Annotated in this window: 26 protein-coding genes; 21 read left to right on the top strand and 5 right to left on the bottom strand. The window is 40.5% G+C overall.

Annotated features, from left to right (window positions below; all coding sequences use genetic code 11):
• The first annotated feature begins 273 nt into the window (after positions 1-273).
• From O7776_RS01770 to O7776_RS01845, 16 genes are all read left to right on the top strand, one after another.
• Entirely contained in the window at positions 274-753 is a 480-nt protein-coding gene (locus O7776_RS01770) for a flavin reductase family protein (protein WP_274308948.1), read from the top strand.
• Between the two features lie 19 nt (positions 754-772).
• A complete protein-coding gene (locus tag O7776_RS01775) occupies positions 773-2251 on the top strand; it encodes a 4-hydroxyphenylacetate 3-hydroxylase family protein (protein ID WP_274308949.1) in 1479 nt (492 codons plus the stop codon).
• Between the two features lie 15 nt (positions 2252-2266).
• The gene (locus O7776_RS01780) at positions 2267-3016 is read left to right on the top strand and encodes an IclR family transcriptional regulator (RefSeq protein WP_274308950.1); all 750 of its coding nucleotides are present in this window, start codon (positions 2267-2269) and stop codon (positions 3014-3016) included.
• Between the two features lie 86 nt (positions 3017-3102).
• Positions 3103-3660: a 3-hydroxyanthranilate 3,4-dioxygenase gene (locus O7776_RS01785; protein ID WP_274308951.1), complete on the top strand. Its 558-nt coding sequence runs from the start codon at positions 3103-3105 to the stop codon at positions 3658-3660.
• On the top strand, positions 3657-4661 hold the full coding sequence (locus tag O7776_RS01790; RefSeq protein WP_274310429.1) for an amidohydrolase family protein: 1005 nt from the start codon (positions 3657-3659) through the stop codon (positions 4659-4661). Before O7776_RS01785 ends, O7776_RS01790 begins: the two co-directional genes overlap by 4 nt.
• A complete protein-coding gene (locus tag O7776_RS01795; RefSeq protein ID WP_274308952.1) occupies positions 4661-5122 on the top strand; it encodes a RidA family protein in 462 nt (153 codons plus the stop codon). The genes O7776_RS01790 and O7776_RS01795 overlap by 1 nt, the downstream gene beginning before the upstream one ends.
• A gap of 110 nt (positions 5123-5232) precedes the next feature.
• Positions 5233-6693: an aldehyde dehydrogenase gene (locus O7776_RS01800; RefSeq protein ID WP_274308953.1), complete on the top strand. Its 1461-nt coding sequence runs from the start codon at positions 5233-5235 to the stop codon at positions 6691-6693.
• Positions 6694-6709: 16 nt separating this feature from the next.
• Positions 6710-7489, top strand: a complete 780-nt coding sequence (locus O7776_RS01805) for a 2-keto-4-pentenoate hydratase (protein ID WP_274308954.1) — start codon at positions 6710-6712, stop codon at positions 7487-7489.
• An 11-nt stretch (positions 7490-7500) separates the two neighbouring features.
• Positions 7501-8391: an acetaldehyde dehydrogenase (acetylating) gene (locus O7776_RS01810; protein ID WP_274308955.1), complete on the top strand. Its 891-nt coding sequence runs from the start codon at positions 7501-7503 to the stop codon at positions 8389-8391.
• Positions 8388-9401, top strand: coding sequence for a 4-hydroxy-2-oxovalerate aldolase (gene dmpG, locus O7776_RS01815; protein WP_274308956.1), 1014 nt, complete (start codon positions 8388-8390; stop codon positions 9399-9401). The genes O7776_RS01810 and dmpG overlap by 4 nt, the downstream gene beginning before the upstream one ends.
• Positions 9398-10171, top strand: a complete 774-nt coding sequence (locus O7776_RS01820) for a 2-keto-4-pentenoate hydratase (RefSeq protein ID WP_274308957.1) — start codon at positions 9398-9400, stop codon at positions 10169-10171. Before dmpG ends, O7776_RS01820 begins: the two co-directional genes overlap by 4 nt.
• Positions 10172-10184: 13 nt before the next feature.
• Positions 10185-10385, top strand: coding sequence for a 4-oxalocrotonate tautomerase (locus O7776_RS01825; RefSeq protein WP_241367428.1), 201 nt, complete (start codon positions 10185-10187; stop codon positions 10383-10385).
• Between the two features lie 15 nt (positions 10386-10400).
• Positions 10401-11417 carry a TRAP transporter substrate-binding protein gene (locus O7776_RS01830; RefSeq protein ID WP_274308958.1) on the top strand — a complete coding sequence of 339 codons (1017 nt, stop codon included), beginning with the start codon at positions 10401-10403 and terminating at the stop codon, positions 11415-11417.
• A 39-nt stretch (positions 11418-11456) separates the two neighbouring features.
• On the top strand, positions 11457-11966 hold the full coding sequence (locus O7776_RS01835; RefSeq protein ID WP_274308959.1) for a TRAP transporter small permease: 510 nt from the start codon (positions 11457-11459) through the stop codon (positions 11964-11966).
• The gene (locus tag O7776_RS01840; protein ID WP_274308960.1) at positions 11963-13243 is read left to right on the top strand and encodes a TRAP transporter large permease; all 1281 of its coding nucleotides are present in this window, start codon (positions 11963-11965) and stop codon (positions 13241-13243) included. The genes O7776_RS01835 and O7776_RS01840 overlap by 4 nt, the downstream gene beginning before the upstream one ends.
• A 1-nt stretch (position 13244) precedes the next feature.
• On the top strand, positions 13245-14444 hold the full coding sequence (locus tag O7776_RS01845; RefSeq protein WP_274308961.1) for an MFS transporter: 1200 nt from the start codon (positions 13245-13247) through the stop codon (positions 14442-14444).
• A 131-nt stretch (positions 14445-14575) separates the two neighbouring features.
• Here the strand turns inward: O7776_RS01845 and O7776_RS01850 are convergent, their stop codons facing one another.
• Both O7776_RS01850 and exaC read right to left on the bottom strand, forming a co-directional pair.
• Entirely contained in the window at positions 14576-14902 is a 327-nt protein-coding gene (locus O7776_RS01850) for a DUF779 domain-containing protein (protein WP_274308962.1), read from the bottom strand.
• A gap of 73 nt (positions 14903-14975) precedes the next feature.
• The gene (gene exaC / locus O7776_RS01855) at positions 14976-16496 is read right to left on the bottom strand and encodes an acetaldehyde dehydrogenase ExaC (RefSeq protein ID WP_274308963.1); all 1521 of its coding nucleotides are present in this window, start codon (positions 16494-16496) and stop codon (positions 14976-14978) included.
• A 418-nt stretch (positions 16497-16914) separates the two neighbouring features.
• On the opposite strand from exaC, the gene O7776_RS01860 reads away from it, so the two are divergent.
• The 3 genes from O7776_RS01860 to O7776_RS01870 all read left to right on the top strand — a co-directional run bounded on the left by O7776_RS01860 (position 16915) and on the right by O7776_RS01870 (position 19896).
• Positions 16915-17925 carry an AbrB family transcriptional regulator gene (locus O7776_RS01860; RefSeq protein WP_274308964.1) on the top strand — a complete coding sequence of 337 codons (1011 nt, stop codon included), beginning with the start codon at positions 16915-16917 and terminating at the stop codon, positions 17923-17925.
• A gap of 126 nt (positions 17926-18051) precedes the next feature.
• Complete coding sequence (gene cyoE, locus O7776_RS01865) at positions 18052-18948, top strand: heme o synthase (RefSeq protein WP_274308965.1); 897 nt, start codon at positions 18052-18054, stop codon at positions 18946-18948.
• Between the two features lie 516 nt (positions 18949-19464).
• Positions 19465-19896: an ester cyclase gene (locus tag O7776_RS01870; protein ID WP_274308966.1), complete on the top strand. Its 432-nt coding sequence runs from the start codon at positions 19465-19467 to the stop codon at positions 19894-19896.
• A gap of 238 nt (positions 19897-20134) precedes the next feature.
• On the opposite strand, the gene O7776_RS01875 is transcribed toward O7776_RS01870, so the two are convergent.
• From O7776_RS01875 to O7776_RS01885, 3 genes are read right to left on the bottom strand one after another with little or no spacing between them, the layout of a single operon-like run.
• Positions 20135-21517 carry a dipeptidase gene (locus O7776_RS01875; protein WP_274308967.1) on the bottom strand — a complete coding sequence of 461 codons (1383 nt, stop codon included), beginning with the start codon at positions 21515-21517 and terminating at the stop codon, positions 20135-20137.
• 49 nt (positions 21518-21566) lie between these two features.
• Positions 21567-22295, bottom strand: a complete 729-nt coding sequence (locus tag O7776_RS01880; RefSeq protein ID WP_274308968.1) for a hypothetical protein — start codon at positions 22293-22295, stop codon at positions 21567-21569.
• Between the two features lie 40 nt (positions 22296-22335).
• On the bottom strand, positions 22336-23358 hold the full coding sequence (locus tag O7776_RS01885; RefSeq protein ID WP_274308969.1) for an APC family permease: 1023 nt from the start codon (positions 23356-23358) through the stop codon (positions 22336-22338).
• A 535-nt stretch (positions 23359-23893) separates the two neighbouring features.
• Between O7776_RS01885 and O7776_RS01890 the strand changes: the two genes are divergently transcribed.
• A complete protein-coding gene (locus tag O7776_RS01890) occupies positions 23894-24448 on the top strand; it encodes a glycerol-3-phosphate acyltransferase (RefSeq protein WP_274308970.1) in 555 nt (184 codons plus the stop codon).
• Positions 24435-25952 (top strand): aminotransferase class V-fold PLP-dependent enzyme, encoded by a 1518-nt coding sequence (locus O7776_RS01895; RefSeq protein ID WP_274308971.1) that lies wholly within the window; start codon positions 24435-24437, stop codon positions 25950-25952. Before O7776_RS01890 ends, O7776_RS01895 begins: the two co-directional genes overlap by 14 nt.
• Positions 25953-26157 lie beyond the last annotated feature (205 nt).

Here is a 26157-nt window from a genome sequence, read left to right on the forward strand (position 1 = left end):
TAAATTTTACCATTTTAATAGTGTCGAAGTTAAAGCCCCAGCTCATGGAACTATTTTTAAACTATCGGGAAATACGAGGTGACTTATAGATGAAGGTAGGGAGTGAGATAGTATTGATAGATTTTAATTAATTATGAATATATTGAATCAAATAGAAATAAATATATTAATAACAAAAAATTTAGAAAATTTCATATTGTGAAATTTTTCTATGTAAGCGCTTTATTCCCTTTTGATATTATCATATTAATAATTTGAAAGGGGATTTTTACAATGGACTTTAAGTTATTAAGACAGGCTTTTGGAAAGTTTCCCACAGGTGTAACCGTTGTGACTTGGTTTGATGATGTGGGGATTAATGGCATTACGGTAAATTCCTTTACATCGGTGTCGTTAGAGCCACCACTTGCGCTTATATCGATTGATAAAAAAGCAAATTCATATGAGCAGTTACAAAATAAACCTTTCACTATTAATGTGCTAGCAGATGATCAAGAGGCGATTGCCTGGCAGTTTGCGGGACGACCTCAAGAGGAGTTGGATATTTCCTGGAATAAAGAGGGGGATTCGCCAAGAATAGAAGGTGCGACAGGCTACTTTAAATGCAAGCATTGGCAGCAATATGATGCAGGGGATCATGTGCTGTTTGTTGGAGAAATTACAGAATTTGATCGTAGAAGCGGCGATTCATTAACATTTTTTGAAGGCAAGATGGGATCAACGGAGATGTATAAAAGCCAAGAAGTGCAATAAATTTAAAGGGGTGTAGATGATGGGAATTCGTACTGGAGCACAGTATCTCGAAGCATTGAAGTTGCGTAAGCCGGAAGTTTGGTTAAACGGGAAAATCGTAGAAAGCATTTTGGATGAGCCATATTTTAATCAGCCTGCATTAGAAATTGCGAAGTTATATGATATGCAGCATGAGCCAGCGTATCAGGAAGATTTAACGGTTATGTGCGAAGAAACGGGCGAGCGGATGGCGACATCGTTTTTAATGCCACACAATTATGAGGATATTATGAAGCGTAGTAAGGCGTTTGAAGTTGTTGCACGCCAAACATTTGGATTAATGGGACGTACGCCAGATTTCTTAAATACAGTCGTTACATCATTAGCGCAAAATTCTTGGTTTTTACGTAAATACAATGAAGACTGGGCGACGAATATTGAAAACTACTATAAGCATTTACGTGATAACGATATTTTCTTAACGCATGCGATTGTTAATCCACAAAATGACCGTAGTAAAAATTCGCATGAGCAGGCCGATCAGTATACGCATCTTGGTGTTGTAGAGGAGCGTGCTGAAGGGATTATTGTACGCGGAGCAAAAATGTTAGCTACGTTAGCAGCATTAACGGATGAAGTGATTATTTATTCGTTCCCAGGTTTTGCACCTGGCGATGAGCGATATGCGCTAGCGTTTGCCGTACCGATTGATGTAAAAGGGTTAAAAATTATTTGTCGAGAGCCAGTGCAAGATGGTACACGGTCGACATTTGATCATCCACTTGCATCGCGCTATGAAGAGATGGACGCGCTGCTAGTTTTCGAGGATGTACTTGTTCCTTGGGATAAAGTATTCCTATACAACAACGTAGAGGCAGCAAACCTGCTGTATCCGATGACAGGTATAGCAGAGCAGCCAGCGCATCAATCGGGTGTGCGCGGCTATATTAAGCTGAAATTTGCGGTAGAGGTTGCATGTAAAGTGGCGGATTCAATTGGAGCAGACCAATATTTACACGTGCAACGGGATTTAGGTGAGTTAATTCAAAATACAGAGGTTATTCGTTCGCTACTACGCACAGCAGAGCGTGAATATACGATTACAGAGCAGGGAGAGGCACGTTTGAACCCAGTCGTATTAGAAACAATTCGCGGCATGATGCCGGGTATGTATCCACGCACCATTGAAGTAATGCAGGCGATTGGCGCAGGGGGCTTACTTATGATGCCAACAGAGGCGGACTTCTTAAGTGAGGAGCTACGTCCAACCATCGATCGTCATTACGGTGGTCGTGCCGGTATAGATGCAGAGGCACGCATGAAAATCTTTAAGTTAGCTTGGGATTTATGTGGCGAGGCATTCGGTATGCGTGCGTTACAGTATGAGCGCTACTATACGGGGGATCCAGTTCGTAAGCGCGCAATTTTCTACAATAAGTACAAAAAGGATCATGCACTTGATTTAGCCAATGCAATTTTAGCGAAGGAAAATACGGTAAAAGAGCCACAAACAAACTAATCGGGGGTAATGGGAATGATCGCTTCTGTAAGTAAAATGGCACAAATTATTGATTTATTTTTTGAAAGTGAATTAGCTTTGTCCAACAAACAAATTGCAGAAATGCTAGATCTTCCTGTTAGCTCTGTACATCATTTTTTAAAGACGATGTGCGAGGAAAATATTTTAATGCAGGACAAAAACCGTAAATACCGCCTTGGCTGGCGCATTTTAGAATGGAGCAACAAAGTAATGTACCAGCAAGAGATGAATGAAAAGGTCGCACCAATTGCGGCAAGTCTAGTGAATCGTTTTAAAGGCAGCGTGCATGTGGGAATGTTTGATAACGGTCAAGTGCGCTTCATCTTTAAAAATGTTTCGCCTCATTCAGATGTACTGCCCACCTATATCGGCGTAACGCGCTTCCCAGCTCATGCGACCAGCATAGGAAAAGTGTTGCTTGCCTATAATCCCTCTTTTGTGAAGGCGGTTGAGCAACGTGGGATGCAAAAGTTTACGAAAAATACGATTTCGGATATAGGCGATTTGAAGAAGGAGCTACAGGTGATTCATAAACAAGGCTTTGCTGTGAGCAATGGTGAAAACGAGACCGGTACATTCGGAATCGCTGCACCCATTAAAAGCTATAGTGGGCAAGTGATTGCGGCGTTCAACTTCGTATGCGATATCGATTACATTCAGGAACATAATTATCAACTTATTTTAAAAGAGGTTATTCGCTCAGCGCAGACTATATCGCGCGAGATTGGCTATATAACAATTTAAAAATGCTAATGTAATTGGCTTATTCTTTTCCTCCATGAAGCGAAGTAAGTCGGGCACATAGCATATAAAAATTAGGAGGTTTTACAATGAACAATTCTACTGAAGTAAGCACAATGCAAGCACGGTCTCAAAACATTTGGAAAATCATCGAGGATAATAAGGATTTATTAAAGCCACCAGTAAATAATACAGTGCTTTGGAATGATTCTCAGTTTTTAGTGATGTTAGTTGGCGGTCCAAACGCGCGTCGTGAATTCCATGTGAGCCCTTCAGATGAAATTTTCTACCAAGTAAAAGGCTCTTGCTATGTTGAAATTATTAACGACGAAAACAAACGTGAAGTAATCGAAGTAAAAGAAGGCGAAATGTTTGTTTTACCAGGGAACGTACCGCATTCTCCGCACCGCGTAGCTGACACATACGGCATTGTTATTGAATATAAACGCAAAGAAGGCGAACTAGAAGATTTAGTATGGTTATGTGAAAAATGCGATCACGAAGTTCACCGCGTAACGTTACAAGTAACAAATATCGGACAACAAATTGCAGAGGGTATTGCGCATTTCAACGCTTCAGAAGAATTGCGTACATGTGAAAAATGCAATCACGTAATGTCCGAAAAAGTTGAGGAATGGCAAGTATGAGAATCGACTTCCACACGCACATTTATCCGTTAAATTTACCAAATTTTGCGGAGAAATTTGGCAATGATAAATGGCCGGTACTGGAGCAAAAATGCTCTTGTGGCGCGGATATTATGGTAAGTGGCAATTTGTTTCGCGAAGTAACAGACCAAGTGTGGGACCCGAAAAAGCGCATTGAGGATATGGAAAAAGAAGGCGTTGATATGCAAGTGATTTCGCCTGTTCCCGTAACATTTTCATATTGGGCACCGGTAGAGCAAGCGCTTGAAATGGCACAATTCCAAAATGATTTTATCGCCGAGACAGTAAAGGAATATCCAGCGTATTTTTTTGGGTTAGGCACAGTGCCCATGCAAGATGCAGAGGTAGCGATTGCAGAAATGCGTCGTTGCAAGGAGCTTGGTTTAGTGGGTATTGAAATTGGTACAAACGTAAATGGCGAAAACTTAGATGCAGACTATTTGCTACCGTTTTTCCAAGCGGCAGAGGAACTAGAAATGCCACTCTTTATCCACCCATGGGAAACGATGGCGAAAGAGCGCACACCACGCCACAACTTTATGTACACAGTTGGTATGCCGAGTGAGACAGCTCTTGCTGCTGCTAGCTTAATTTGGAGTGGTGTGATGGAAAAGTATCCGAATCTCAAAGTATGCTTTGCGCATGGTGGGGGTTCATTTGCCTATATTTTACCGCGCTTAGATCAAGGCTGGGAAGTATGGCCACATTTACGTCTGACAGAGCATCCACCAAGCTATTATGCGAAAAAGTTTTACTTCGATTCGCTCGTATATGACAAAGACAATTTTGCCTTTTTATTAGAGCGCTTTGGCCATGACAAAATTATTATGGGTTCGGATTATCCATTTTTACTACGTGAGATTAATCCAGGGAAAGTCGTAGATGAGTCGCTACAACTTTCAGATGAAGTGAAGAAGGCTGTGCTTGGTGAAAATGCGCGCCAGTTTTTAAATTTAACAAAGAGTGGTGTGAGTAAATGATGACGAACGAAACACAAACGCCAGAATCGCAATTAGAGAAGCTCGGCATTACGCTGGGTACGCCACGTTCGGCAGTTGGAAATTATGTAGGCTGTGTGCGCACGGGTAATTTAATTTTCACATCGGGGCAGGGGGTTGACCAATATCACGGTCAGCTAGGTGCTGATTTAACAGTAGAGGATGGCTATGCGGCATCACGCCAATCGATGATCAATTTACTTTCGGTGTTAAAGCATGAGCTAGGTGATCTATCGAAGGTCAAGCGCATTGTGAAAATTTTAGGAATGGTCAATTCTACTTCCGATTTCACGCAGCAGCCAAAGGTTATGGATGGTGCATCGGATTTACTTGTTGAAGTGTTCGGCGAAAAAGGAAAGCATGCACGCTCAGCGGTAGGAATGGCGCAATTACCAAATAATACAGCAATCGAAATCGAAATGATTGTTGAGATAGAAGAATAACAGTACGTACGGCAGCTTTAAGGAAGTAATCGCTTCATCTTCTTTGAGGCTGCCTTATTAATTACATCGATGTAAAGTGAGGTGAAACCTGCACAAAGGTGTAGGAAGATATGCAACAAGTACAGATAAAAGGAATCGATTGCCGTAATTTCATTAACGGTCAATATGTAGAGGCTGCTGAAGATCGAAAGTTTTTCAATATAAATCCAGCAACAGAAGAAGTAATCGGGTGGGTGTCAGAGGCAACACAATATGAGGTTGATCTTGCGGTGAAAGCAGCAAAAGCAGCAGCAAAAGGCGAATGGTCTACATACACAGTGAAGCAACGTTCGCAAATCATTCGCAAAATTGGTGATTTAATTTTAGAAAATGTTGAGGAGTTCGCAATGCTTGAGGCACTTGATACAGGCAAGCCTTATGCATTAGCAATGGAAATGGACATTAAACGAGCGGCGCATAACTTCCACTTTTTTGCGGATTATGTTACGTCGTTAGGTAATGAGGCATATAACCAGGATAATATCGCGCTCCATTACACAGTAACGCGTCCAGTAGGGGTTGTGGCCATGATTAACCCATGGAATTTACCGCTTTTATTATTAACATGGAAGCTTGCACCGTGTTTAGCGGCGGGCAGTACAGCTGTTATGAAACCGGCGGAGTTAACACCGATGACAGCAACGAAGCTAGCAGAAATTTGTAAGGAAGCGGGCGTACCAGATGGCGTTGTCAATGTTGTCCACGGTTTCGGTAAAGATTCAGCAGGGGCGTTTTTATCAGAGCACCCACTTGTTGATGCGATTACATTTACTGGTGAAACGCGTACAGGAACGACCATTATGAAAGCGGCAGCACCAACGTTAAAGAAAGTGTCCTTTGAGCTAGGCGGCAAAAACCCTGCCATTATTTTTGCGGATTCAGATATCGATGAAGTAGTAGAAACAACCCTGCATTCAAGCTTCCGCAATCAAGGGCAAGTTTGCTTATGTGCGTCACGCATTTATGTTGAGCGTTCGATCATGGATGCATTTTTAGAAAAGTTTGTAGCGCGCACGAAAGAGCTTATTGTCGGAGATCCGTTCGATGCTAATACGAATATTGGCTCCGTTGTAGGGAAGGAGCATTACGAAAAAGTAATGCGCTATATCGATATTGCGAAAGAAGAGGGCGGTACGATTTTAACGGGTGGTAAACGTCCAGCTCATATGGAAAAAGGCTACTTTATTGAGCCAACAATAATTATAGGTCTAGATGAAAATTCACGCTGTGTGAGAGAAGAAATTTTTGGTCCTGTCGTTACGGTTTTGCCATTTGATTCAGAAGACGAAGTGATTGGTTATGCGAATGATACAACGTATGGCTTAGGGGCGACAATTTGGACAAATGATTTACGTCGTGCGCATCGTGTAGCAGGGCAAATCGAATCGGGCATCGTTTGGGTGAATACATGGTATTTACGCGACTTACGTACACCATTTGGCGGCATGAAGCAAAGTGGCATCGGGCGTGAAGGCGGCGCACATAGCTTCGAGTTTTATTGTGAACAATCGAACGTAACAATCAAATTATAAAAGTGGGTGACGCACGATGAGTGTAAATTTAATTGAATGGTCTAGTAGAATTTCGCAAGCAGAAAAGACGCGTCAAGGCATCGCGCCGTTGACGGAGCAAATCGAAAGCTTAAGTATGAAGGATGCTTACTGGATTCAGCTCGAGCAAGTACACCGTAAAGTAAATGCAGGCGATCGCATTACGGGCAAAAAAATTGGTTTAACATCACTTGCGATGCAGCAGCTGCTAAATGTAGATGAACCAGACTATGGGCATTTACTAGAATCAATGGCGATTACAAACAATGTGCTCGACTGCAGTGAGTGCATTAAGCCACGTGTAGAGGCAGAAATTGCGTTCGTGATGAAAGAAGACTTAATCGGCCCGAATGTCACATTAGATCAAGTACTTGCCGCAACGGATTATGTTGTTGCGAGTCTTGAAGTTGTGGATAGCCGAATTAAAGATTGGAAAATCAAACTGCTTGATACGATTGCGGACAATGCCTCGTCAGCTAAATATGTGTTAGGTGATGTCAAGAAGCCGATTGATGCGATTGATTTACCAGCAGTGGAAATGAATTTTTATAAAAATGGAGAGCTAATTAATAGCGGCAAAGGGACAGATGTATTAGGAAACCCGGCAGCTTGTGTTGTATGGCTGATTAACCGGTTAGCTGATTTCAACATTGGGGTGAAAAAGGGCGAAGTGATTTTATCAGGCGCTCTATCTGCCGCACTTGATGCAAGCCCAGGGGACGAATTTGTAGCAGACTTTGGTGAAACGCTCGGAAAAATTCAGCTAAGCTGTCGCTAATAGGAGGTTCTATGAAAAAGGTGAAGGTTGGAATTATCGGGTCGGGCAACATCGGTACCGATCTTATGAAAAAAGTAATGCGCTCTAACGAATTAGAAATGTCCGTGTTAATCGGAATTGATCCAGCATCAGATGGATTAAAACTTGCACAGGATGCGGGTATTTACACAATTTCAAACGGTATCGAAGGATTTTTACAGCAACCTGAGCTAGCAGATATTTTATTTGATGCGACATCAGCAAAAGCGCATCAAGCACATGTGAATGCATTGGTGCCACTAGGAAAGCGTGTCATTGATTTGACACCTGCAGCAATCGGTCCTTTTGTTGCACCGGCTGTTAATTTGCAAAAGCATATCGAGCAGCCTGTTGTCAATATGATTACATGCGGTGGGCAAGCAACGATTCCGATTGTCTATGCGATTCAGCGCGTACAAAGTGTCGCCTATGCCGAAATCGTTGCAACGATCGCTTCTAAAAGCGCTGGTCCGGGAACGCGTGCGAACATTGATGAATTTACAGAAACTACGGCGCGTGCGATTGAGCAAGTAGGCGGTGCCAAGCAAGGAAAAGCCATTATTATTTTAAATCCAGCAGAGCCACCGATGCTTATGCGTGATACCGTTTCGTGTTTATTGGAGGAAGAAGCAAAAGACCCTGTGCAAATTAAGCAAGCAATTGAGGAAATGGTACAGGCAGTCAACACATATGTGCCAGGCTACCGTTTAAAAATCGAGCCATTAATCGATGGACGCGAAGTAAAAGTGTTTTTGGAAGTAGAAGGGCTTGGCGATTATTTACCGGTGTATGCCGGCAACCTAGATATTATGACGGCTGCAGGCTTGAAAGTCGCAGAATTGATTGCACAGCAGCTCCAGCAAAAAGGGGTGCAAATTTCATGAAAAAGTTGTTAGTAACAGAAGTAGCTTTACGCGATGGAAGCCATGTAGTCGGTCACCAGTTTACAAAAGAACAAGTGCACAATGTAACGAAGCAACTAAGCGCTGCGGGTGTGCCTTATATCGAAGTGACGCACGGAGACGGTTTAGGTGGGTCATCTTTACAGTATGGTTTTTCAAAGGAATATGATATCGAGCTTGTAAAAGAAGCGGTGAAAGTAGCCGGTAATTCAACGATTGCGGTTTTGTTGTTACCAGGTATTGGTACGATTGAAGATTTAAAAAAGGCATATGATGCCGGCGCTCGCATGGTACGTGTAGCAACACATGTTACAGAAGCAGATGTTTCAAAGCAGCATATTGAAACAGCAAAAGCGATGGGAATGGAGACAGTCGGCTTCTTAATGATGGCGCACAGTGCTCCACCAGAAGTTGTTTTGGAACAGGCGAAGCTAATGGAATCTTACGGGGCAGATGTTGTTTACGTGACGGATTCTGCAGGTGCAATGCTACCGAGTGATGTAACGGCACGTATTCGTTTGTTAAAAGAGCATTTGTCAGTAGATATCGGTTTCCATGCGCACAATAACTTATCTTTGGCGGTTGCAAACAGCCTTGTCGCTATTGAGGCAGGCGCCAACCGTATTGATGGGAGTGTGTGCTGTTTAGGGGCAGGTGCCGGAAATACACAAACAGAAGTATTGGTTGGTGTATTAGATCGCTTAGGCTATGAAACGGGTATTGATCTTTACAAAATGCTCGACTTGGCAGATGATGTACGCGCGAATCTTTTACCAGCTCCGCAAGATATTACGAGCGGTAGCTTCATTATGGGCTATGCCGGTGTCTATTCAAGCTTTTTACGTCACGCCGTCCTTGCGTCAGAAAAATTCGGTGTCGATGCACGCGATATTTTAGTTGAGCTTGGTAAGCGTAAAGTAGTTGGTGGACAAGAAGATATGATTATTGAAGTAGCACAACAAATGGCAGAAAAAAAGGTGAGTGTATCGTGAGTACAATTTATGAATTTGTAGAGCGCGTAGCAACAGCACAATCAGAAAAAACAGCAATCGAAAAAATTACGAATAGTAACCCAACGTTAACGCTTGAAGAGGCATACGAAATTCAACGTCTTAGCATCGAAAAATCGATTTCAGCAAGCAATGCATTTATCGGATGGAAGATGGGTTTAACGAGTAAAGCGAAGCAACTTCAAGTAGGTGTGGAGTCAACAATTTACGGTCGCTTAACAAATAATATGTTAATGAATCACAACGAAATTACAGCAGCAGATCATATTCATCCGCGTATCGAGCCGGAAGTCGCTTTTACATTCAAAAGTGCGATTGCTGGTGAAAATTTAACGCCGTATGAAGTATGGTCAGCAGTTGAATACGTTTATTTAGCACTAGAAGTAATTGATAGTCGATATGAGAACTTTGCTTTTTCGTTAATGGATGTTATTGCAGACAATGCTTCTTCCACAAAATTCTTAATGGGAAGCCAGCCATATGCGCCGACAACAACCGATTGGGCACAAATTAAAGTAGATGTGTATCACAATGGTGAGCGAAAGTATGAAGGTGTCGGTGCAGCAATTTTAGATCATCCGATTCATTCGGTAATTGAACTGCTCAATATGCTAAGCAAAGAAGGGCGCGGCATTCTACCAGGCCAGCTTGTATTAGCAGGTGCCATGACGGACGCAGTAGCTGTAAAAGCAGGCGATACAGTGACAGCGGATTATGGTGTATTAGGTAGCCTAACAATAAATGTGAAGTAATGGTGAGAATTCTATGCCAATTGTACAAATTCAATTATTAGAAGGTCGCAGTGCGGAACAAAAACGACAGATTATTTATGAAATGACGGAGATGCTAGCAAGAGTTGCTGACGCTCCGAAAGAAAGCATTCGCATCATTATTCAAGAAATTCCATTAGATCATTGGGGTATCGCGGGTGAAACGATGACCGAGTATCGAAAAAACAAGGAATAGAGGGGATTCAATTTCATGAAAAAGTTTTTAAGTTTTGCAGCAATGCTTATGTTACTTCTAGTTTTAGCGGCATGTAATAATGATGAAAAAACAGTCACTACGAGCACTTCAGCAGGATCAGGTGATTATCCAGAAGTAACATTTAAGTTAGCGCATATTACACCTACTGATCACATGTGGCACAAGGCTTCTGAAAAATTCAAAGAAGAACTTGAATCGATTACTGGCGGTAAAATGTCAGTTGAAATTTACCCAGCGAGTCAATTAGGCTCTGAAGCCGATATGGTACAGCAAGTAGAAGCGGGTTCAGTAGATATGGCGATGATTACAGCGGCCTATTTAACATCCCGTACACCAGAGATGGCTGCATGGTTTGCGCCATATTTATTCGACACGTTAGAAGAGGCAAATACAGTAGCACAATCAGATTTAGGTCAGCAATTGCTAAAAAAAGTAGAAGGAACAGGTCTTAAAGGCTTAACGTACCTATTTGCAGGTCAACGTACGATGGTAACAAAGGACGTTAAAATTAACTCTACAGATGATTTAGATGGCTTAAAATTACGTGTAACACCAAGTCCAGCACTACAGTCATTCTACCGTAACGCAGGTGCAGCGCCAGAGTCTCTATCATTAACGGAAGTATATTCGGCGTTACAAACGGGTGTTATTGATGGAATGGACATGGACTTAGACGCAACGATTACAAATAAATATGCTGAAATTGCAAAATATGTAGCGGTAACAAACCATATGGTATGGCCGTCAACAATTTTAACAAATGAGAAAAAATTCAATGCCCTTTCAAAAGATGCACAAGATGCCGTAACACAAGCTTGGAAAGTAGCAAGTGAATTCGCTGTAACAACACGTGCTGGTCAAGAAGAAGAATTCCGCAAAGAGTTAGAAAGTCAAGGCATGGAAGTATATGACCTAGATGCAAGCGTGTTCGAAAAGCAAATTGAAGCATTCGACAGTGAGTACGGTGGTCAGTCAGATTTAATTAAGCAATTCATTGAAGCGAACCGTTAATCAAATGAAGTAATCGAACAGTGATTTGGAGGGTGTAGGATGACAAAGCTCAGCAATGTTATTACAAGAGTAGAGGAAGTTATTATGGGCGTTTTAATGGCGATTTTAACGATTATCATGGTAACAGCTGTATTTTTTCGCTATGTATTATCTGATCCACTCCCTTGGGCAACGGAAGTTTCGATTTACTTATTCATTTGGTTTTCATTCATAGGAGGTAGCTGGGGCTTGAAGTATGGTACGCAAGCCGCAGTTACTTTTTTACTTGATGCTTTATCAGAGAATAAGCAACGAATGTTAAAAATTGTCCAAGATGTAATTATGTTAGCTTTTCTAATCATTATTTTAGTATATTCCGTGAAATGGCTTATGCTGCCTTCAACGATGCTCCAAAAATCTACGTCTCTTGGCATGCCGATGTGGATTCCATATAGCGCTGTGCCAACGGGGATTTTATTTGCGGCAATTCATATTGTTGCACGTCTAATTCGTCTATTAAAAAATGAAGAAAAACTACAAGAAAAAGAGATTGGAGATGAATTAGTATGACATTTATTACAATCGCTGTATTTGTCATTTTATTAATTTTAGGTATTCCAATTTCTTTAGTATTGGGGATTACGACAGTTGTTTACTTTTTAATTAATGGGCAAGCGATACTGCTAGATTCTACGCCGTTACGCATGTTTTCAGGGCTCGAAAATTTTGGTTTATTAGCGATTCCGCTATTCATGTTAATGGGTGAAATTATGAATGAAGGCGGTATTACGACACGTCTTGTAAACTTTGCAAAGCTAATTTTAGGTCATTTTCGTGGCGGTTTGGCGTATGTAACCGTCGTAGCAAATATGTTTTTAGCGTCTATTTTAGGCTCTGCAAACGCACAAGCGGCGATGATGAGTAAAGTGATGGTGCCGCAAATGGAAAAAGAGGGCTATAAGCGTGAGTTTGCAGGGGCAATTACGCTTGCCTCATCAATTATTGCCCCAATTATTCCACCAAGTATGATTTTCATTATATATGGAACGTTGTCGAGCACATCGATTGGTGCGATGTTCATGGCTGGGATTTTACCGGGGATTTTATATGGACTTGTCTTTATGGGAATGATTGCATATTTGGGCTACAAAAATAATTTTCCAAAAAGTAAACGCCATTCTTTTAAGGAGATTTTGCAAGGGACAGTAAAAACGTTACCTGCATTATTAATTCCATTAGTAGTCGTTGTCGGAATTTTACGTGGCGTTTTTACTGCAACAGAGTCAGCGGCAGTTGCCTGCTTTTTAGCCGTTATTATTGGTTTATTTGTTTACCGTGAATTGGATTTTAAAAAATTTCCAAAGATGCTTGTAAATACTGTAACGAATACAGCAACGGTTACTTATTTAATTATTATGGCCAACATTTTTGGTTGGATGATTGCGTTTGAGCAAATTCCACAATTAATGGCCGACTTAATTTTAAGCTTCACAGAAAGTCCATGGGTGTTCTTACTATTAGTTAACGTTTTGTTATTAATTGTTGGTATGTTAATCGATGGTATTGCAGCGCTTGTTATTTTAGTACCAGTATTAATGCCTCTTGTACACGCGCTTCAAATCGATCCGGTACATTTCGGGGTGATTATTTGTATTAACTTAACGCTTGGTTTATTAACACCACCAGTAGGTACAGGGCTATTCATCGTATCATCGATGGCAGATATTAAGTTTGAGCGACTAGTAAAGGCGGTTTTCCCGTTCATTATCGTATCGGTTGTCGTATTATTTATTATTACCTATATTCCAGATTTAGTATTGGTCATTCCTAGAATGCTAGGATTCTAATATGAAGCAGTTAAGATGGCTCGTTTTGCTCATCGTTATTGCTCAGCTATTAACTGCGTTTGTTGGAAGAAGCCTAAATCCATTTGCAGCGTATATTGGAGAAAGCCTAGCGCTGACCAATTTTCAAATTGGCTTTTTACCCACGGCATTATTCGTTGGGCAATTTTTAGCAACATTACCAATTGGGTTTATAGCAGATTATATGGCGACTCACCGGCTGATGCTAATATTAATGTCAATTGTAGGGGGCGGATTTTTGTTGCTTTCTACAATTGATGAAAGTTATTTTTTAGCACTTCTTTTTATTATGTTAGCGGGGCTTGGATATGGTGGCATGCATCCTGTAACGAATAAAATGCTTGTACAGCTTTATCCGATTGAAAAAATTTCCTTACCAATGGGCGTAAAGCAAATGTCGATTACGCTGGGCTCCGCTTTGTCGAGTATTGTGTTGCTCGCCATTGCAGAGCAGATCGGCTGGCAACCAACAATTGCGATGGCATCACTTTTATTATTGGGCATGGGTGTATTTGTTTATTTGCTATTGAAGCCGCATGATGAAACATTTCGTTCGCATCGGGCGTCAGAGGTTTCGCTCATTGCACAGCTAGAAAAATTAATGCGTTCAGTACCGCTGTTTTTTACTACAATAATTGCGCTCATTTTAATGGGGATGCAAATTACCTTTAATACGTATCTTCTATTGTATTTAGTAGAGGTGAAAGTATGGGCCATTTATTTAGCAGGTTTGGCGCTTGCTTGCTCCGAAATTTTTGGTGCGCTTGGTCGTGTTTTATGGGGTGTCATTAGCGACAAATTTCTACGTAGCAATCACTGGTTAGCGCTGCTGATAATTGCTCTTTGGCTACCGTTCGCTTTATATGGGTTACATATCGTGCAAGATCATCTGCTATTGCTCCTTGTTATTGCCACGATTGGCTTTTCGCTTTCGGGGTTTAATGGTGTTTGGATGAACTTAGCTGTTGAAAGTGTCCCAAAAACATTAAGTGGTTCGGCAAGTGGCTATAGTGTGACATTTGCGTCGGTAGGGGTCTTTATTATCCCACCGATTTTTGGACTTATTTTAGATAAAGCTAGTTATATACAAGCAGGGGCTTTCTTAGCATGTGTAAGTAGTTTATGTGCACTGATTATTGTAGGGATGCTTTTTAGTAAAAAGAAGAGCAGTGGCATAATTTAGAACCATACTTGATTGTATCGAAGTAGCTGTAAAACTAATAAATCTTTGGAATTTTTAAAAAGTCGATTCATACTAGGGCTTCTAGTGTGAATCGGCTTTTTCAATGTGCATAAATATGAGTGATCATTTAATTATTTCATTACTTTCGAGTGCATCAAAAACGCATAGCCTTCAGCGCTTTCAAGTGAAAACGAAGCACCCATACCTTCCATGACATCGACAATAATTTGCATATGTTTTAAATACGTATCCTGTGTTTTATCAATATAATAAGGCACACCTGCAATTTCACCAATAAGTACATTTTGACTGCTTATATAATGGCCGTCCGCCTGAAAGCACATCGGCACCGTGCCATCACAGCAGCCAGATGATTGCTGAAACAACAAATTACCGTGCTTTTTCTTTAACAGTTCGATTACTTCAATAGCCTTGTCTGTTGCGATTAATTTTTCCATTAAGTTAAACCTCCTTTTCGCATGAAAAAAGGGATGCGCTAAATTAGCACATCCCGGTATGAGCTTTATCGACTTAGAAGAAGCCCATTGGAGCTTGGTTATAGCTTACTAACATACATTTCGTTTGTTGGTAGTGATCTAACATCATTAAGTGGTTTTCGCGACCAATACCTGATTGTTTGTAACCGCCGAATGCAGCGTGAGCAGGGTATTGGTGGTATGTGTTTGTCCAAACGCGACCAGCTTGGATACCACGAACTGCGCGGTAAGCTGTATCCATGTTACGAGACCATACACCAGCACCTAGACCGAAGTCTGTGTCGTTAGCAATTTCCATCGCTTCTTCAAACGTTTTGAACGTTGTTACAGAAAGTACTGGACCAAAGATTTCTTCTTGGAAGATACGCATGTTGTTTGTACCTTTGAATACTGTAGGCGCTACATAGTAACCGCCCTCTAATTCGCCTTCAAGAACGTTTTGGTGACCGCCGATAAGTAGCTCAGCGCCTTCTTCTTGACCAATTGTCATGTAAGACATGATTTTTTCTAATTGTTGTTGTGAAGCTTGTGCACCCATCATTGTTTCAGTATCTAATGGGTTACCGATTTTGATTGCTTTAATGCGTTCTAATGCACGTTTCATAAATTCTTCATAAATGTCTTCGTGTACTAATGCACGTGATGGACAAGTACAAATTTCACCTGAGTTTAGTGCGAATAATACTAAACCTTCGATTGCTTTATCTAAGAACTCATCATCTTTATCCATTACGTCTGGGAAGAAGATGTTCGGTGATTTACCACCAAGCTCTAATGTTACAGGGATGATGTTCTCTGTAGCATATTGCATAATTAAACGACCAACGCCAGTTGAACCAGTGAAGGCAACTTTGTTGATACGTGGGTTTGTTGCAAGTGGTTTACCTGTTTCAACCCCAAGGCCGTTGACTACGTTGAATACGCCTTTTGGTAATAAGTCTTGGATTAATTCGATTAATACCATCATTGAAGCAGGCGTTTGCTCAGCAGGCTTCATTACGATTACGTTACCAGCAGCTAATGCAGGAGCGATTTTCCAAGCGGCCATAAGTAACGGGAAGTTCCAAGGAATAATTTGACCTACAACCCCGATTGGCTCGTGGAAGTGGTATGCTACTGTATCGTTGTCGATTTCAGAAATACCACCTTGTTGTGCACGAATAGCACCAGCGAAGTAGCGGAAGTGATCTACAACTAATGGAATATCAGCATTTAATGTTTCGCGAACTGCTTTACCATTGTCCCAAGTTTCAGCAACAGCAATCATTTCTAAGTTTGCTTCGATACGGTCAGCAATTTTGTTTAAAATGTTGGCACGGTAAGCAACAGATGTATGAGCCCAAGCGTCTTTTGCAGCATGTGCAGCATCTAAAGCTAACTCGATATCTTCTTCAGTTGAACGAGCAACAGATGTGAATACTTTACCTGTCACTGGAGATTTTACGTCTAAGTATTGACCTTTAACAGGAGCTACCCATTGGCCACCGATAAAGTTCTCATATTTTTCTTTGAAATTAACTACTGCACCAGTAGTATTAGGATTTGCATAAATCATGTTATATCGCCCCTAAATGCTAGATTTAAAGTTTGGTAACTTTATGCCTCGATTATGCATCTGCATATTCGAATAAGCAAACGAAAAAATTATTTTATTATTCAGAATAGTATCTTTTTCTGTAGAAAATGAATAGAGTATTCATCAAGAAATATTCGTTATTGTACTTATACAGATAGATTTAGAATAATGATATTGGAAAAATTGGATATAAATATATTATTTTGATATAAAAATGTATTATATAACAAGTTGAATTAATCAATATTAATTCGATTAATTGCATAAAAATTCTTGATAAAAATTCTCGATTAATCAAATGAATATTAAATGTAAACATTAAAAAAAAGATGATATAGTTGTCTTACTTGAAAGGATTGTAAAAGAATTTCCACTAACCTGAACGGAGAAGATGTACATGATACTTGTATTCATCATCGCACTAATCGGTGCACTCATTTTTTCTGCGTTATCCTTACCGATTCCGTGGTTACTCGGACCGATTTTTTCAGTATTAATCGCTCAGTTTTTCATTAAAGACCGTTTGCGCTGGCCAGCTGTGTTGCGCAATACTGGATTAATAATCGTTGGTGTGGCGATTGGGCAGCAATTTGATTTGGCATTATTTAGTGATTTTAAATCGCTGTTATTTTTTATGGTCATTGTCAATTTGATTTTGTTTGGCTTTTGTTTAGGAATTGCGTGGGTTATTTCCAAAACGACCGGGCTTTCATTTAAAACATCAGTGGCTGCCAATGTACCAGGGGGATTATCACAGTTGGTGCTTTTTGCAGAAGAAGAAGGGGACGTCAATTTAACGGCGGTCACTTATTTTCACATTATCCGCGTGTTAGGGGTCGTGCTGTTCATTCCGTTTTTAGTGTCAGGGCATGTTGTGAGTGGGGGAGCGATTCCAGTTTCGGTTGATGCTTGGCAAGTCGTGCTGCTGATTTTAGTAGCTGCTGCACTTGTTCCGCTTGGAAAGAAAATTAAATTGCCAGTTGCACATTTTTTAACGCCGATTTTAGTTATCATAGTTTTAAAATTGTTTTCAATTGAAGCAGCCCCAATGCCGAGTGATGTCTTGCATGTTGCGCAGATATTAATCGGGGCATATATTGGGCTCTTATTAAAACCAGAAACGTTGCGCTTACCTGTAAAGGTGTTAGTTGGGGGCATTGCTAGTACGATTTCGATGATTGCGCTCACTTATGGAACGAGTATTCTCATTGCCAATTATTTAGATTTAAGCTTTGCGACGAGCTTTTTAAGTACAGCGCCAGGAGGTCTCGATCAAATGGGCCTACTTGCCGCTGCTGTACATGCGGATATTTCAGTTGTGACGGTGTTTCAGCTGTTTCGTTTATTATTCATCTTCCTTTGTATCCTGCCACTTATTAAATGGATTTACAGTGAAAAAAATACTTAATTGTGTCCGTGATTTTACAGGGTTTCGCGTGAAATTATTTGAAAAGGAGCTTGGAAGCTAACCCTTTGCGAGTGGTTTAGGTTATACTAGAGAAAGTGATTAATTGAGGGAGTAGGATTAGGAAACATGCAAACGCAATCAAATCGACAGTTGTGGGCGCAAGCTGTGAAAACCGGCATTATCAAATCAAACTTGATTCCGATGATTGCTGCACTGATGCTCGCACTATACACATATAAACTAGACTTTATTGAACAGATTCCAGCTATTATTTTTGCGACGCTTGGCTCTGCAGCTGTTATTGCCGCAGCAGGAGCATTTAACAACATCTATGACCGAGACATCGACCAAATTATGCCGCGTACGAAAACACGTCCGACGGTAACAGGTGAGCTATCAGCAAAACGGGTGCTTATTGCAGCGACACTGTTACTTATTATTGGCTGTGTCTTGTTATACCTGGCATCACCACTTGCTGCCTTACTTGGTTTTTTAGGTGTATTTTTCTACGTTGTTCCTTACACTATGTGGACAAAACGCCGTACAATTTGGAACACAGAGGTCGGCAGTATTTCAGGCGCAATGCCACCACTAATTGGTTGGGCTGCTGTTGCACCAGACATTTGGCACCCCGCTGCATGGGCATTATTTTTAATTATGGTCATTTGGCAAATGCCGCACTTTTACGCTATTGCCATCCGTAAAAAAGAAGACTATGCCGCAGCAAATATTCCGATGCTACCGGTAGTAAAAGGGGAACACCGCACATATATTCAATCGAATGTGTACTTAGTGTTACTATGTTTATCCAGCTTTTTATTTTTACCACTTAGCTTAGGCTTAACGATTGTATCGTTTATTTTAGGGATCATTTGGCTGTGGATGAGTATTACCGCGTCAAAGAAAAAAGAACAGAAAAAATGGGCCAACAAAATGTTTGCTTACTCGTTATTCCATATGATGGCGGTTTTCGGAACTGTGTTCATCTATGCGTCAGTCGGCATGATTTTAAATGCGCTCTAATTAGAGATACCGTAGTAGCTATGATTTCAATAGCGGCTACGGTTTTTTTATGGATAGGAATGCCGTCAATTTAAAAGAAGTTAATATTTTGTGAACAGAAGATGTGATCATACTATGACAATCAAATAAGAGATATTTTGAAGTTGGCAGGCAAATGCTATGATAAATACATCAAGCGAAGCCAATTGCTTGAAAATAAGTTTCGCACTCAAAATGATATGCTTAATTTTACTCATAATTCGTATATGACTTCGACAACATATAAAACCCCCTATTTTTATATGGTCAAGTACGGAAAAGAAAACTCCAACGTGCAGTTGGAGTTTTTTATTGTTAGTGACAATGAAGCAATTCAACAATTAACAGATACTTCATTTGAGGAAATTGAAGCATTACGCCAACGCTATTAAATAACGAAAACACCGCTACATTTTCTTTTAAATAGACTATACTAATAAGAGGATAATATGTTCAATATATGAGCATATATCCTCTTATCCATAAGGGGGTTTTTAAATGACACCAGAACAAATTGTTAGAGAATTTTTTGAAAAAGTACGTTCAGGTAATGATCCTGAATACTCCAATCAATTAATGGCAGAACAAGTAGTGGCACATCAAACTGTATCTGAAGTAGAACAAACAGTGGTGAGGACACCTAAGGATTATGCTGAACACGTAAGAGAAATGATTGAAGCATATGGTAATTTTTCTTTAGAAATTCAAGAATTATTAGTAGGCGGAAATAAAGTATATGTACGGTGGAAACAAAAAGGTACGCACGTAGGAGAAATTGATGGATACCAACCTACAGGGCTTCCAATAATACAAATGGCAAGTGCGGTATATAAAATAGAAAATGAAAAAATTTCAGAGTATTGGATTCAGATTGATAGGTTAGGTATTCAAGTACAATTGGAGAGTAATAAAAATATTAAAAGTTTATAAATTTCAATGTTTTAATATTTAATAAAAATTATCGAACTTTGATGTAAATTACTAATCTAATTAAAAGGGTGCTAAAATCTTGTTTCATTAACGGGTGCTTTAGTAAAAGAAGAAAGGGTTCTACATATTAGATATGACTAATATGTAGAACCCTTTAATTTATCTATCTTTTTTAAAATTAGGTCTTGATAATATCAAGCGTAGCGGTGTTTCTATTAAATCCTAGTAACGATGCTTTCTATAGCTTAATATTCGCAACTTCATGCATATAATCACCAAGTACACGTAAGCCTTGGTCGAAGTTTTCTAAATGGAAGTGTTCGTTTGGTGCGTGGAAGTTTTCGCTTGAAAGTCCGAAGCCCATTAGCACAACCGGTAAGTTTAAGATTTCATCAAATGCGGCTACGATTGGAATCGAACCACCGCCGCGCGTATAAGCAGTTGGCACATTGTATACTTTTTCGTATGAACGACCCGCTGCTTGAATTAATGGATGATCGAATGGTGTGATGTAAGGTTTCCCTTTATCAAACTCAGAAATAACAACCTCAACACCAGCAGGCTTGTGCTTTTCAATATGTGCTTTAAGTAGCGCTACGATTTCATCTGGATCTTGGTTTGGTACTAAGCGGCACGTAATTTTTGCGCCTGCTTCAGCTGGTAACACCGTTTTAATGCCTTCACCTGAGAAGCCACCAAACACGCCGTTAATTTCTAGCGTTGGACGAGCCCATGTTTGTTCTAAATAAGAGTAACCGGCTTCACCGAATAATTCTTTAACGCCCACTTCTTCTTTTAATGCATCTTCGTCAAAGTTTAGGTCGCGGTATGCTTGGCGCTCTTCTTCTGATAATGGCAATACATTGTCATAGAAGCCTTCAACTTGGATTGTGCCATGCTCATCACGGAATGACGCTAAAATGTCAGCTAATGCGTGAATGGCATTTTGTACACCGCCACCGTAAAGGCCTGAATGTAAATCACCTTTCGCACCTCGCACATCAATTTGTACACCTGTTAAGCCACGTAAGCCGTAGCATACTGCTGGCTTTCCTTTTGCATAAAGACCAGTATCCGAAATAACGATTAAGTCTGCTGCTAATTTTTCTTTATTGTCTTCCGTATATTGAGGAAGTGACGGACTACCGATTTCTTCTTCGCCTTCATAAATAAATTTCACGTTTACAGGCAATGTTCCTTCCATAGCAAACAGTGCTTCAATCATTTTTAAGTGCATGAACACTTGGCCTTTGTCATCAGAAGACCCACGTGCAAACAGCTTGTTGTCACGAATTGATGGCTCAAACGGCGGTGTCTCCCATAAATGTAATGGATCAACTGGCTGTACATCATAGTGACCATAGAATAGAATCGTTGGTTTTCCTTCTGCATATAACCATTCACCATACACAACAGGGTGGCCAGCTGTTTGTTCAACTGCAACGTTTTCGATATTTAATGATTTTAAGTGATCTGCTAACCAGTTCGCAGCAGTCGCCATATCTGCTTTGTGCTCGGATAGGGCAGAAATACTTGGAATGCGTAAAAATTCGTTTAATTCGGCTAAATGGCGCTCGCGATGTTCTGTAAAGTAAGCATCTAATGTTTGTAAATGATTCATAAATGGGCCTCCTATTATTTCGATTATAGAAATAAGTATAGCATACGCTTTAGCCTTTATCATGATTTGGCTGCACGGAATAGGGTACATTCATAATAGAAATTCCAGGCTGTGCTAAAAGGGCTTGCTTCAATGCAAAGGCATGATGGTTATGCAACGCGGCATGCCGTTTTTTTTGTGTCACGAGCTGCGGTACAGCAACCATTACATGATAATTTTGTTTGTCTGCCCTAGCTTTTATTTTCAAAATCGTACGCATGAGCGGCTTTAACAAATACTGATTACTAGAGACAAATGTGATGAGACGGATGTTTGGTGCAAATGTAGCCCATTCCTCCTTCATATGTGCCACATCCTCCGTGGAGTGTCCAATATAAAGTGCATACATATTCGAGCAATGCTGTAATTCTAATATCGCAAGTGCTTTTTTCGTTGTTTGATAAATACCGCTAATCGGAACAATCATGATTTGCCCATTATAGTTAGGGAAAACCGTCTCATTTGTTAAAGATTGTGCCACTTCATCATAGTGGTGGCGAATACGCAAACAGCCATAGACAATGATTGGCACAAAAATAACAACAGGCCAAACGACCATCCATTTTGTCACAATCAGCGCAATCACAACCGTAGCAGTTAAGAGCATCGCCAGTAGAGGAACAATCATCTGAGCCGTTTTCCAATAGCAAATGACAAGCCCCAGTAATGCACACGTAAATGGTACAAACACACCGACTGCATATAAAGGAATCAGTTGCTCGGTATTACCTTGAAACACCACAATACACAGAATAGCAGCGATACTAAGCGCAATCATACTATTGGAGTAGCCTAAGACGATCTCCACGATTTAAAAAGATGCGCGGTGCATAGCCGTCCTTCGCGAGATTCGCTAATAGTTGCGGAAACGCTGCAAAGGAGGTGTTTGCTGCAAGTAATAAAATACTAATCGTTACAGCCTGAATGAAAAAATAAAAGCCATTTCGTCCAACAATTTGAGACGCAAGCTGAGATAAAATCGTCTCATTCATGGATGGTGTAATTTGAAAATGCGTTGTAAAAATTAGGACTCCACTAAAGAGCAACGTTAAGACACCCGCTAATACTAGCATCGTTTTTTGTGCATTGACGGCAGCTGGCTTTTTGAAATTGGGAACCGCGTTACTAATCGCTTCTACACCTGTAAGCGCAGAACAGCCAACCGCAAAAGCTTTAATGAGCAACATCCATGAAAAAGCTTCTATTGTAGCCGGGGAAACGATCACAGCATCATTCCATTTAAAAAGTGCCATGATGAAAACGAGAAACATCGCCACAATAAAGCCGTACACAGGAAACATCAATACGCGTGCGGTTTCTGTTACACCACGTAAGTTAAGTAATAGTAACCCACCGATAAAAAGCACGCTAATTATAATTCGAGACGCATGTAAACTTGGAAAGGCACTAGTTAAAGCATCTACACCGGCAGATACGCTTACGGCAATCGTTAAAATGTAATCGACTAAAAGAAGCCCGGCTGTACAAAGCGCTACATAGTTATTCATATATTTTTGTGTGACTTTATAGGCACCGCCACCCTCTGGAAACTGGGTAATGACCGAACGATAAGCAATAACAAGTAAAAACAGCAACGCTAATATGAGCCCAGCAACGGGTAATGTATAGAGCGAATGTAAGGCAGTTGCCGCCGAAAGTACGATGATGATTTGCTCTGGTCCATAGGCAACCGAAGATAATGCATCCGAAGACAGGAGAGCTAGCGCCTCTTTTTTCGATACCGCTTGCTGCTTTTCACTGTTTAATTTTAAAGGCTTTCCGATGAAAATTTGTTTCCACATTACGCACCACACCTTTTCCGTAAATTTCTTCTTCATGTATTGAATATTTTGATTGAATGCATTATGCGCTCGAAAATGCTAGATAACAAGTTACTATTGATTCATTTATTTTCCAGTTTCGTTACGCATCACCAAAATGAGAGGTGGCTTTCTACTATGGAGGAAAAGCAAAGCATATAAAAAAGAAGTGTAGGAAATTTAGAAAAACACAAATCGAAACCAAATAGCGCGATTTTATGTCTTTATTCATGTAGATTTCATTTGGAAAATTCTACGTTTCTATCCATAAAAAAATACGCTACGATAGAATTAACAGATTAACTTGTTTCAGCGGAAGTCCCAATTTCTATAAGAGGGGGATGAATGCCTAAAAATGCAACTCGTTTCAGTGGAAATTCAAACTCTAGCTGAATCAAGTTATGCCCCGGCGGATGTCACAGATTTTTAAGAGGAGTTTTTCGAGCACGCTCGAAAAAATCTGGACGCAATTACGCCGAGGCGTAATTGAGAAAAAGCAATAAAGGAGATGCAGGCAATGCTATATATTTTTCTAAGTTATTTGGTCGGCAACATTTTATTTGCGGTTCTAGTGGGTAAAGTAAGGGGCATTGATTTGCAACAAGCCAATAGTGGCAATTTAGGCGCCCGTAATGCAGGACGAACACTTGGTAAAGGTGCCTTTGTTATTGTGGCGATTGGAGATGGCTTGAAAGGGCTCCTAGTTGTTTTAGCGGGACGGTTACTGGACTATTCTGAAATAACGATTGCTCTTGCGGTTATTGCCGTTATTCTCGGTCACCTTTATCCATTTTGGAACAAGGGGAAGGGGGGCAAGGGCGTTGCAACAATCATCGGGGCAATGGTATTGTTTGCACCACTGTCTTTCCTTGTATTTTTAGGGGGATTTGGATTAAGCGTCATTCTTACAAAAAGTGCAACAATTAGCATGGTTGTAGGATTTGTTGCTTATGGATTGCTACTTGTCGTACAACAACCCGCGGGAAGCCTATTTTGTATTGCCTTACTGCTCGTTATTTGGAAGCAACGAAAAAGCATAATAGAAAGAGTGAAACCAAATGTATTGGAGTAAAATTGCTACAACAGAAAAAGAATTCGATGCGATTGCGGCCTTAAACTATGAGACTTTTGTTGAAGAAATTCCGCAGCATACATCAAATAACCAAAAGCGATTAGTCGATAAATTTCATACTGAAAATACATATATCGTCGTCTATAAAGGCATAGAAATCGTTGGAATGGCTGCGTTTCGCGATAAGCGACCCTTTTCAATCGATCAAAAAATTGGCATCGTTGAAAAGCATTTAGCGCCAGAAGATTGTGCTTATTTATGTGAAATCCGATTATTAGCGGTGAAAAAAGCACATCGTAATGGGCGTGTATTTTCTAAGCTAGCTACGGCCATTTATCGCTACTATTATGACAAGGGCTATACGGCATGCGTCATTTCAGGTACGGTGCGCGAGGAAAAGCTGTATAGCGAGATGGGCTTTAAACAGTTTGCGCCAGCAGTAGGGACAGAAGAAGCACGTTTTTTACCAATGGTGCTGACACGTAAAGATAGCGCAGTATTTCGTGAGCGCTTACGTGAAAATAATGCTGTATTTTACCCTGGCCCTGTCGCATTGGAATTTTCGATTGAGCAATCGGTTTTATCGCATCGCTCGTTTCAATTTGAGCAGGAGCTTGCACAGATGAAAGAAACACTGTGTCAGCTAACGAGTGCAAAGTTTGTCATTCCGATGGTGGGCAGTGGCACATTAGCGAATGATGCGATGTTAGGACAGCTAAAAAGTGATTTTAACGATGGACGAGGCTTATTTTTAACGAACGGGGAGTTTGGCAATCGGTTGATTCATCAGGCGCAGCAATGGGATTTATCGTTTGATTGGTTAGATTTTGGTTGGGGGCAGCCATTTTCAATCGAACGGATCGAGCAGCAACTGCAAACCGATACGTATCGATATATTGTCTTCGTTCATAGTGAAACGTCCAATAGTACAATGAATCCATTAGAGGACTTGAAGCATTTAGCAGCGCGTTATGATATCGCTTTATGTGCGGATTGTGTGAGTTCGTTTGGGGCTACACCGTTTTCGATGGCGCATGTACATTATGCAACGGCGAGTAGTGGCAAAGCGCTTGGGACAATTGCAGGGGTAGCTTTCGTCTTTTGTAAGGAAGCGCCACAAGTAAGCGTCGCACCACTGTATATGAATTTACCTTATTATATGGAAAAAACGATTCCATTTACGCTGCCACATTTCTTAGTTCAGTCAGTTAACACCGCTCTAAAGGCATATCCAGTACGCTTTGAAATCTTACAAAACCGGTTGGAGCTTGTAAGAAAAGCCGCGTTACCGATTCAGGCAGTGAACCCGATTATAGCGACGTTGCAGCATGATGAAATGCCAAAAATTATGGAAACCTGTGCGTTAAATGGCTTTTTGTTGCATGGGGATAGTGGCTATTTGAAAGAGCGACATAGCGCACAAATTAGTATGATTCAGCCGAAATTTGAACGGGATTTTAAAAAGGTAGCAGAACTTATTGAAAATATCATGAAAACGTTGTAAGGAAGGGAAAGTGTAGTTGTTGCAAAAGACCATAAATCTTTGGATATTACAAATAATTACGACGTACCTTACATCATTGTAAGTTAATTGAAAGCCAATCCGATAGAGTGTAAGTATAAATTTTGGCAAAATAAAGTTAGAAAGTAACTACATGCATTTAAACATACATTGACTTTTATATAAATAAAATCTATCGGAGGGTTTA

It is taken from the genome of Solibacillus daqui (assembly GCF_028747805.1).
Classification (GTDB): Bacteria; Bacillota; Bacilli; order Bacillales_A; family Planococcaceae; genus Solibacillus; species Solibacillus daqui.

What these genes read in the sequence shown, in the direction of transcription:
- O7776_RS01890 (WP_274308970.1), top strand. Translation starts at nt 23,894, where the DNA reads ATGCTATATATTTTTCTAAGTTATTTGGTCGGCAACATTTTATTTGCG.
- O7776_RS01810 (WP_274308955.1), top strand. Translation starts at nt 7,501, where the DNA reads ATGAAAAAGGTGAAGGTTGGAATTATCGGGTCGGGCAACATCGGTACC.
- O7776_RS01885 (WP_274308969.1), bottom strand. Translation starts at nt 23,358, where the DNA reads ATGTGGAAACAAATTTTCATCGGAAAGCCTTTAAAATTAAACAGTGAA.
- O7776_RS01845 (WP_274308961.1), top strand. Translation starts at nt 13,245, where the DNA reads ATGAAGCAGTTAAGATGGCTCGTTTTGCTCATCGTTATTGCTCAGCTA.
- O7776_RS01775 (WP_274308949.1), top strand. Translation starts at nt 773, where the DNA reads ATGGGAATTCGTACTGGAGCACAGTATCTCGAAGCATTGAAGTTGCGT.
- cyoE (WP_274308965.1), top strand. Translation starts at nt 18,052, where the DNA reads ATGCAAACGCAATCAAATCGACAGTTGTGGGCGCAAGCTGTGAAAACC.
- exaC (WP_274308963.1), bottom strand. Translation starts at nt 16,496, where the DNA reads ATGATTTATGCAAATCCTAATACTACTGGTGCAGTAGTTAATTTCAAA.
- O7776_RS01875 (WP_274308967.1), bottom strand. Translation starts at nt 21,517, where the DNA reads ATGAATCATTTACAAACATTAGATGCTTACTTTACAGAACATCGCGAG.
- dmpG (WP_274308956.1), top strand. Translation starts at nt 8,388, where the DNA reads ATGAAAAAGTTGTTAGTAACAGAAGTAGCTTTACGCGATGGAAGCCAT.
- O7776_RS01835 (WP_274308959.1), top strand. Translation starts at nt 11,457, where the DNA reads ATGACAAAGCTCAGCAATGTTATTACAAGAGTAGAGGAAGTTATTATG.
- O7776_RS01850 (WP_274308962.1), bottom strand. Translation starts at nt 14,902, where the DNA reads ATGGAAAAATTAATCGCAACAGACAAGGCTATTGAAGTAATCGAACTG.
- O7776_RS01860 (WP_274308964.1), top strand. Translation starts at nt 16,915, where the DNA reads ATGATACTTGTATTCATCATCGCACTAATCGGTGCACTCATTTTTTCT.
- O7776_RS01770 (WP_274308948.1), top strand. Translation starts at nt 274, where the DNA reads ATGGACTTTAAGTTATTAAGACAGGCTTTTGGAAAGTTTCCCACAGGT.
- O7776_RS01790 (WP_274310429.1), top strand. Translation starts at nt 3,657, where the DNA reads ATGAGAATCGACTTCCACACGCACATTTATCCGTTAAATTTACCAAAT.
- O7776_RS01805 (WP_274308954.1), top strand. Translation starts at nt 6,710, where the DNA reads ATGAGTGTAAATTTAATTGAATGGTCTAGTAGAATTTCGCAAGCAGAA.
- O7776_RS01795 (WP_274308952.1), top strand. Translation starts at nt 4,661, where the DNA reads ATGACGAACGAAACACAAACGCCAGAATCGCAATTAGAGAAGCTCGGC.
- O7776_RS01895 (WP_274308971.1), top strand. Translation starts at nt 24,435, where the DNA reads ATGTATTGGAGTAAAATTGCTACAACAGAAAAAGAATTCGATGCGATT.
- O7776_RS01800 (WP_274308953.1), top strand. Translation starts at nt 5,233, where the DNA reads ATGCAACAAGTACAGATAAAAGGAATCGATTGCCGTAATTTCATTAAC.
- O7776_RS01830 (WP_274308958.1), top strand. Translation starts at nt 10,401, where the DNA reads ATGAAAAAGTTTTTAAGTTTTGCAGCAATGCTTATGTTACTTCTAGTT.
- O7776_RS01825 (WP_241367428.1), top strand. Translation starts at nt 10,185, where the DNA reads ATGCCAATTGTACAAATTCAATTATTAGAAGGTCGCAGTGCGGAACAA.
- O7776_RS01870 (WP_274308966.1), top strand. Translation starts at nt 19,465, where the DNA reads ATGACACCAGAACAAATTGTTAGAGAATTTTTTGAAAAAGTACGTTCA.
- O7776_RS01780 (WP_274308950.1), top strand. Translation starts at nt 2,267, where the DNA reads ATGATCGCTTCTGTAAGTAAAATGGCACAAATTATTGATTTATTTTTT.
- O7776_RS01840 (WP_274308960.1), top strand. Translation starts at nt 11,963, where the DNA reads ATGACATTTATTACAATCGCTGTATTTGTCATTTTATTAATTTTAGGT.
- O7776_RS01785 (WP_274308951.1), top strand. Translation starts at nt 3,103, where the DNA reads ATGAACAATTCTACTGAAGTAAGCACAATGCAAGCACGGTCTCAAAAC.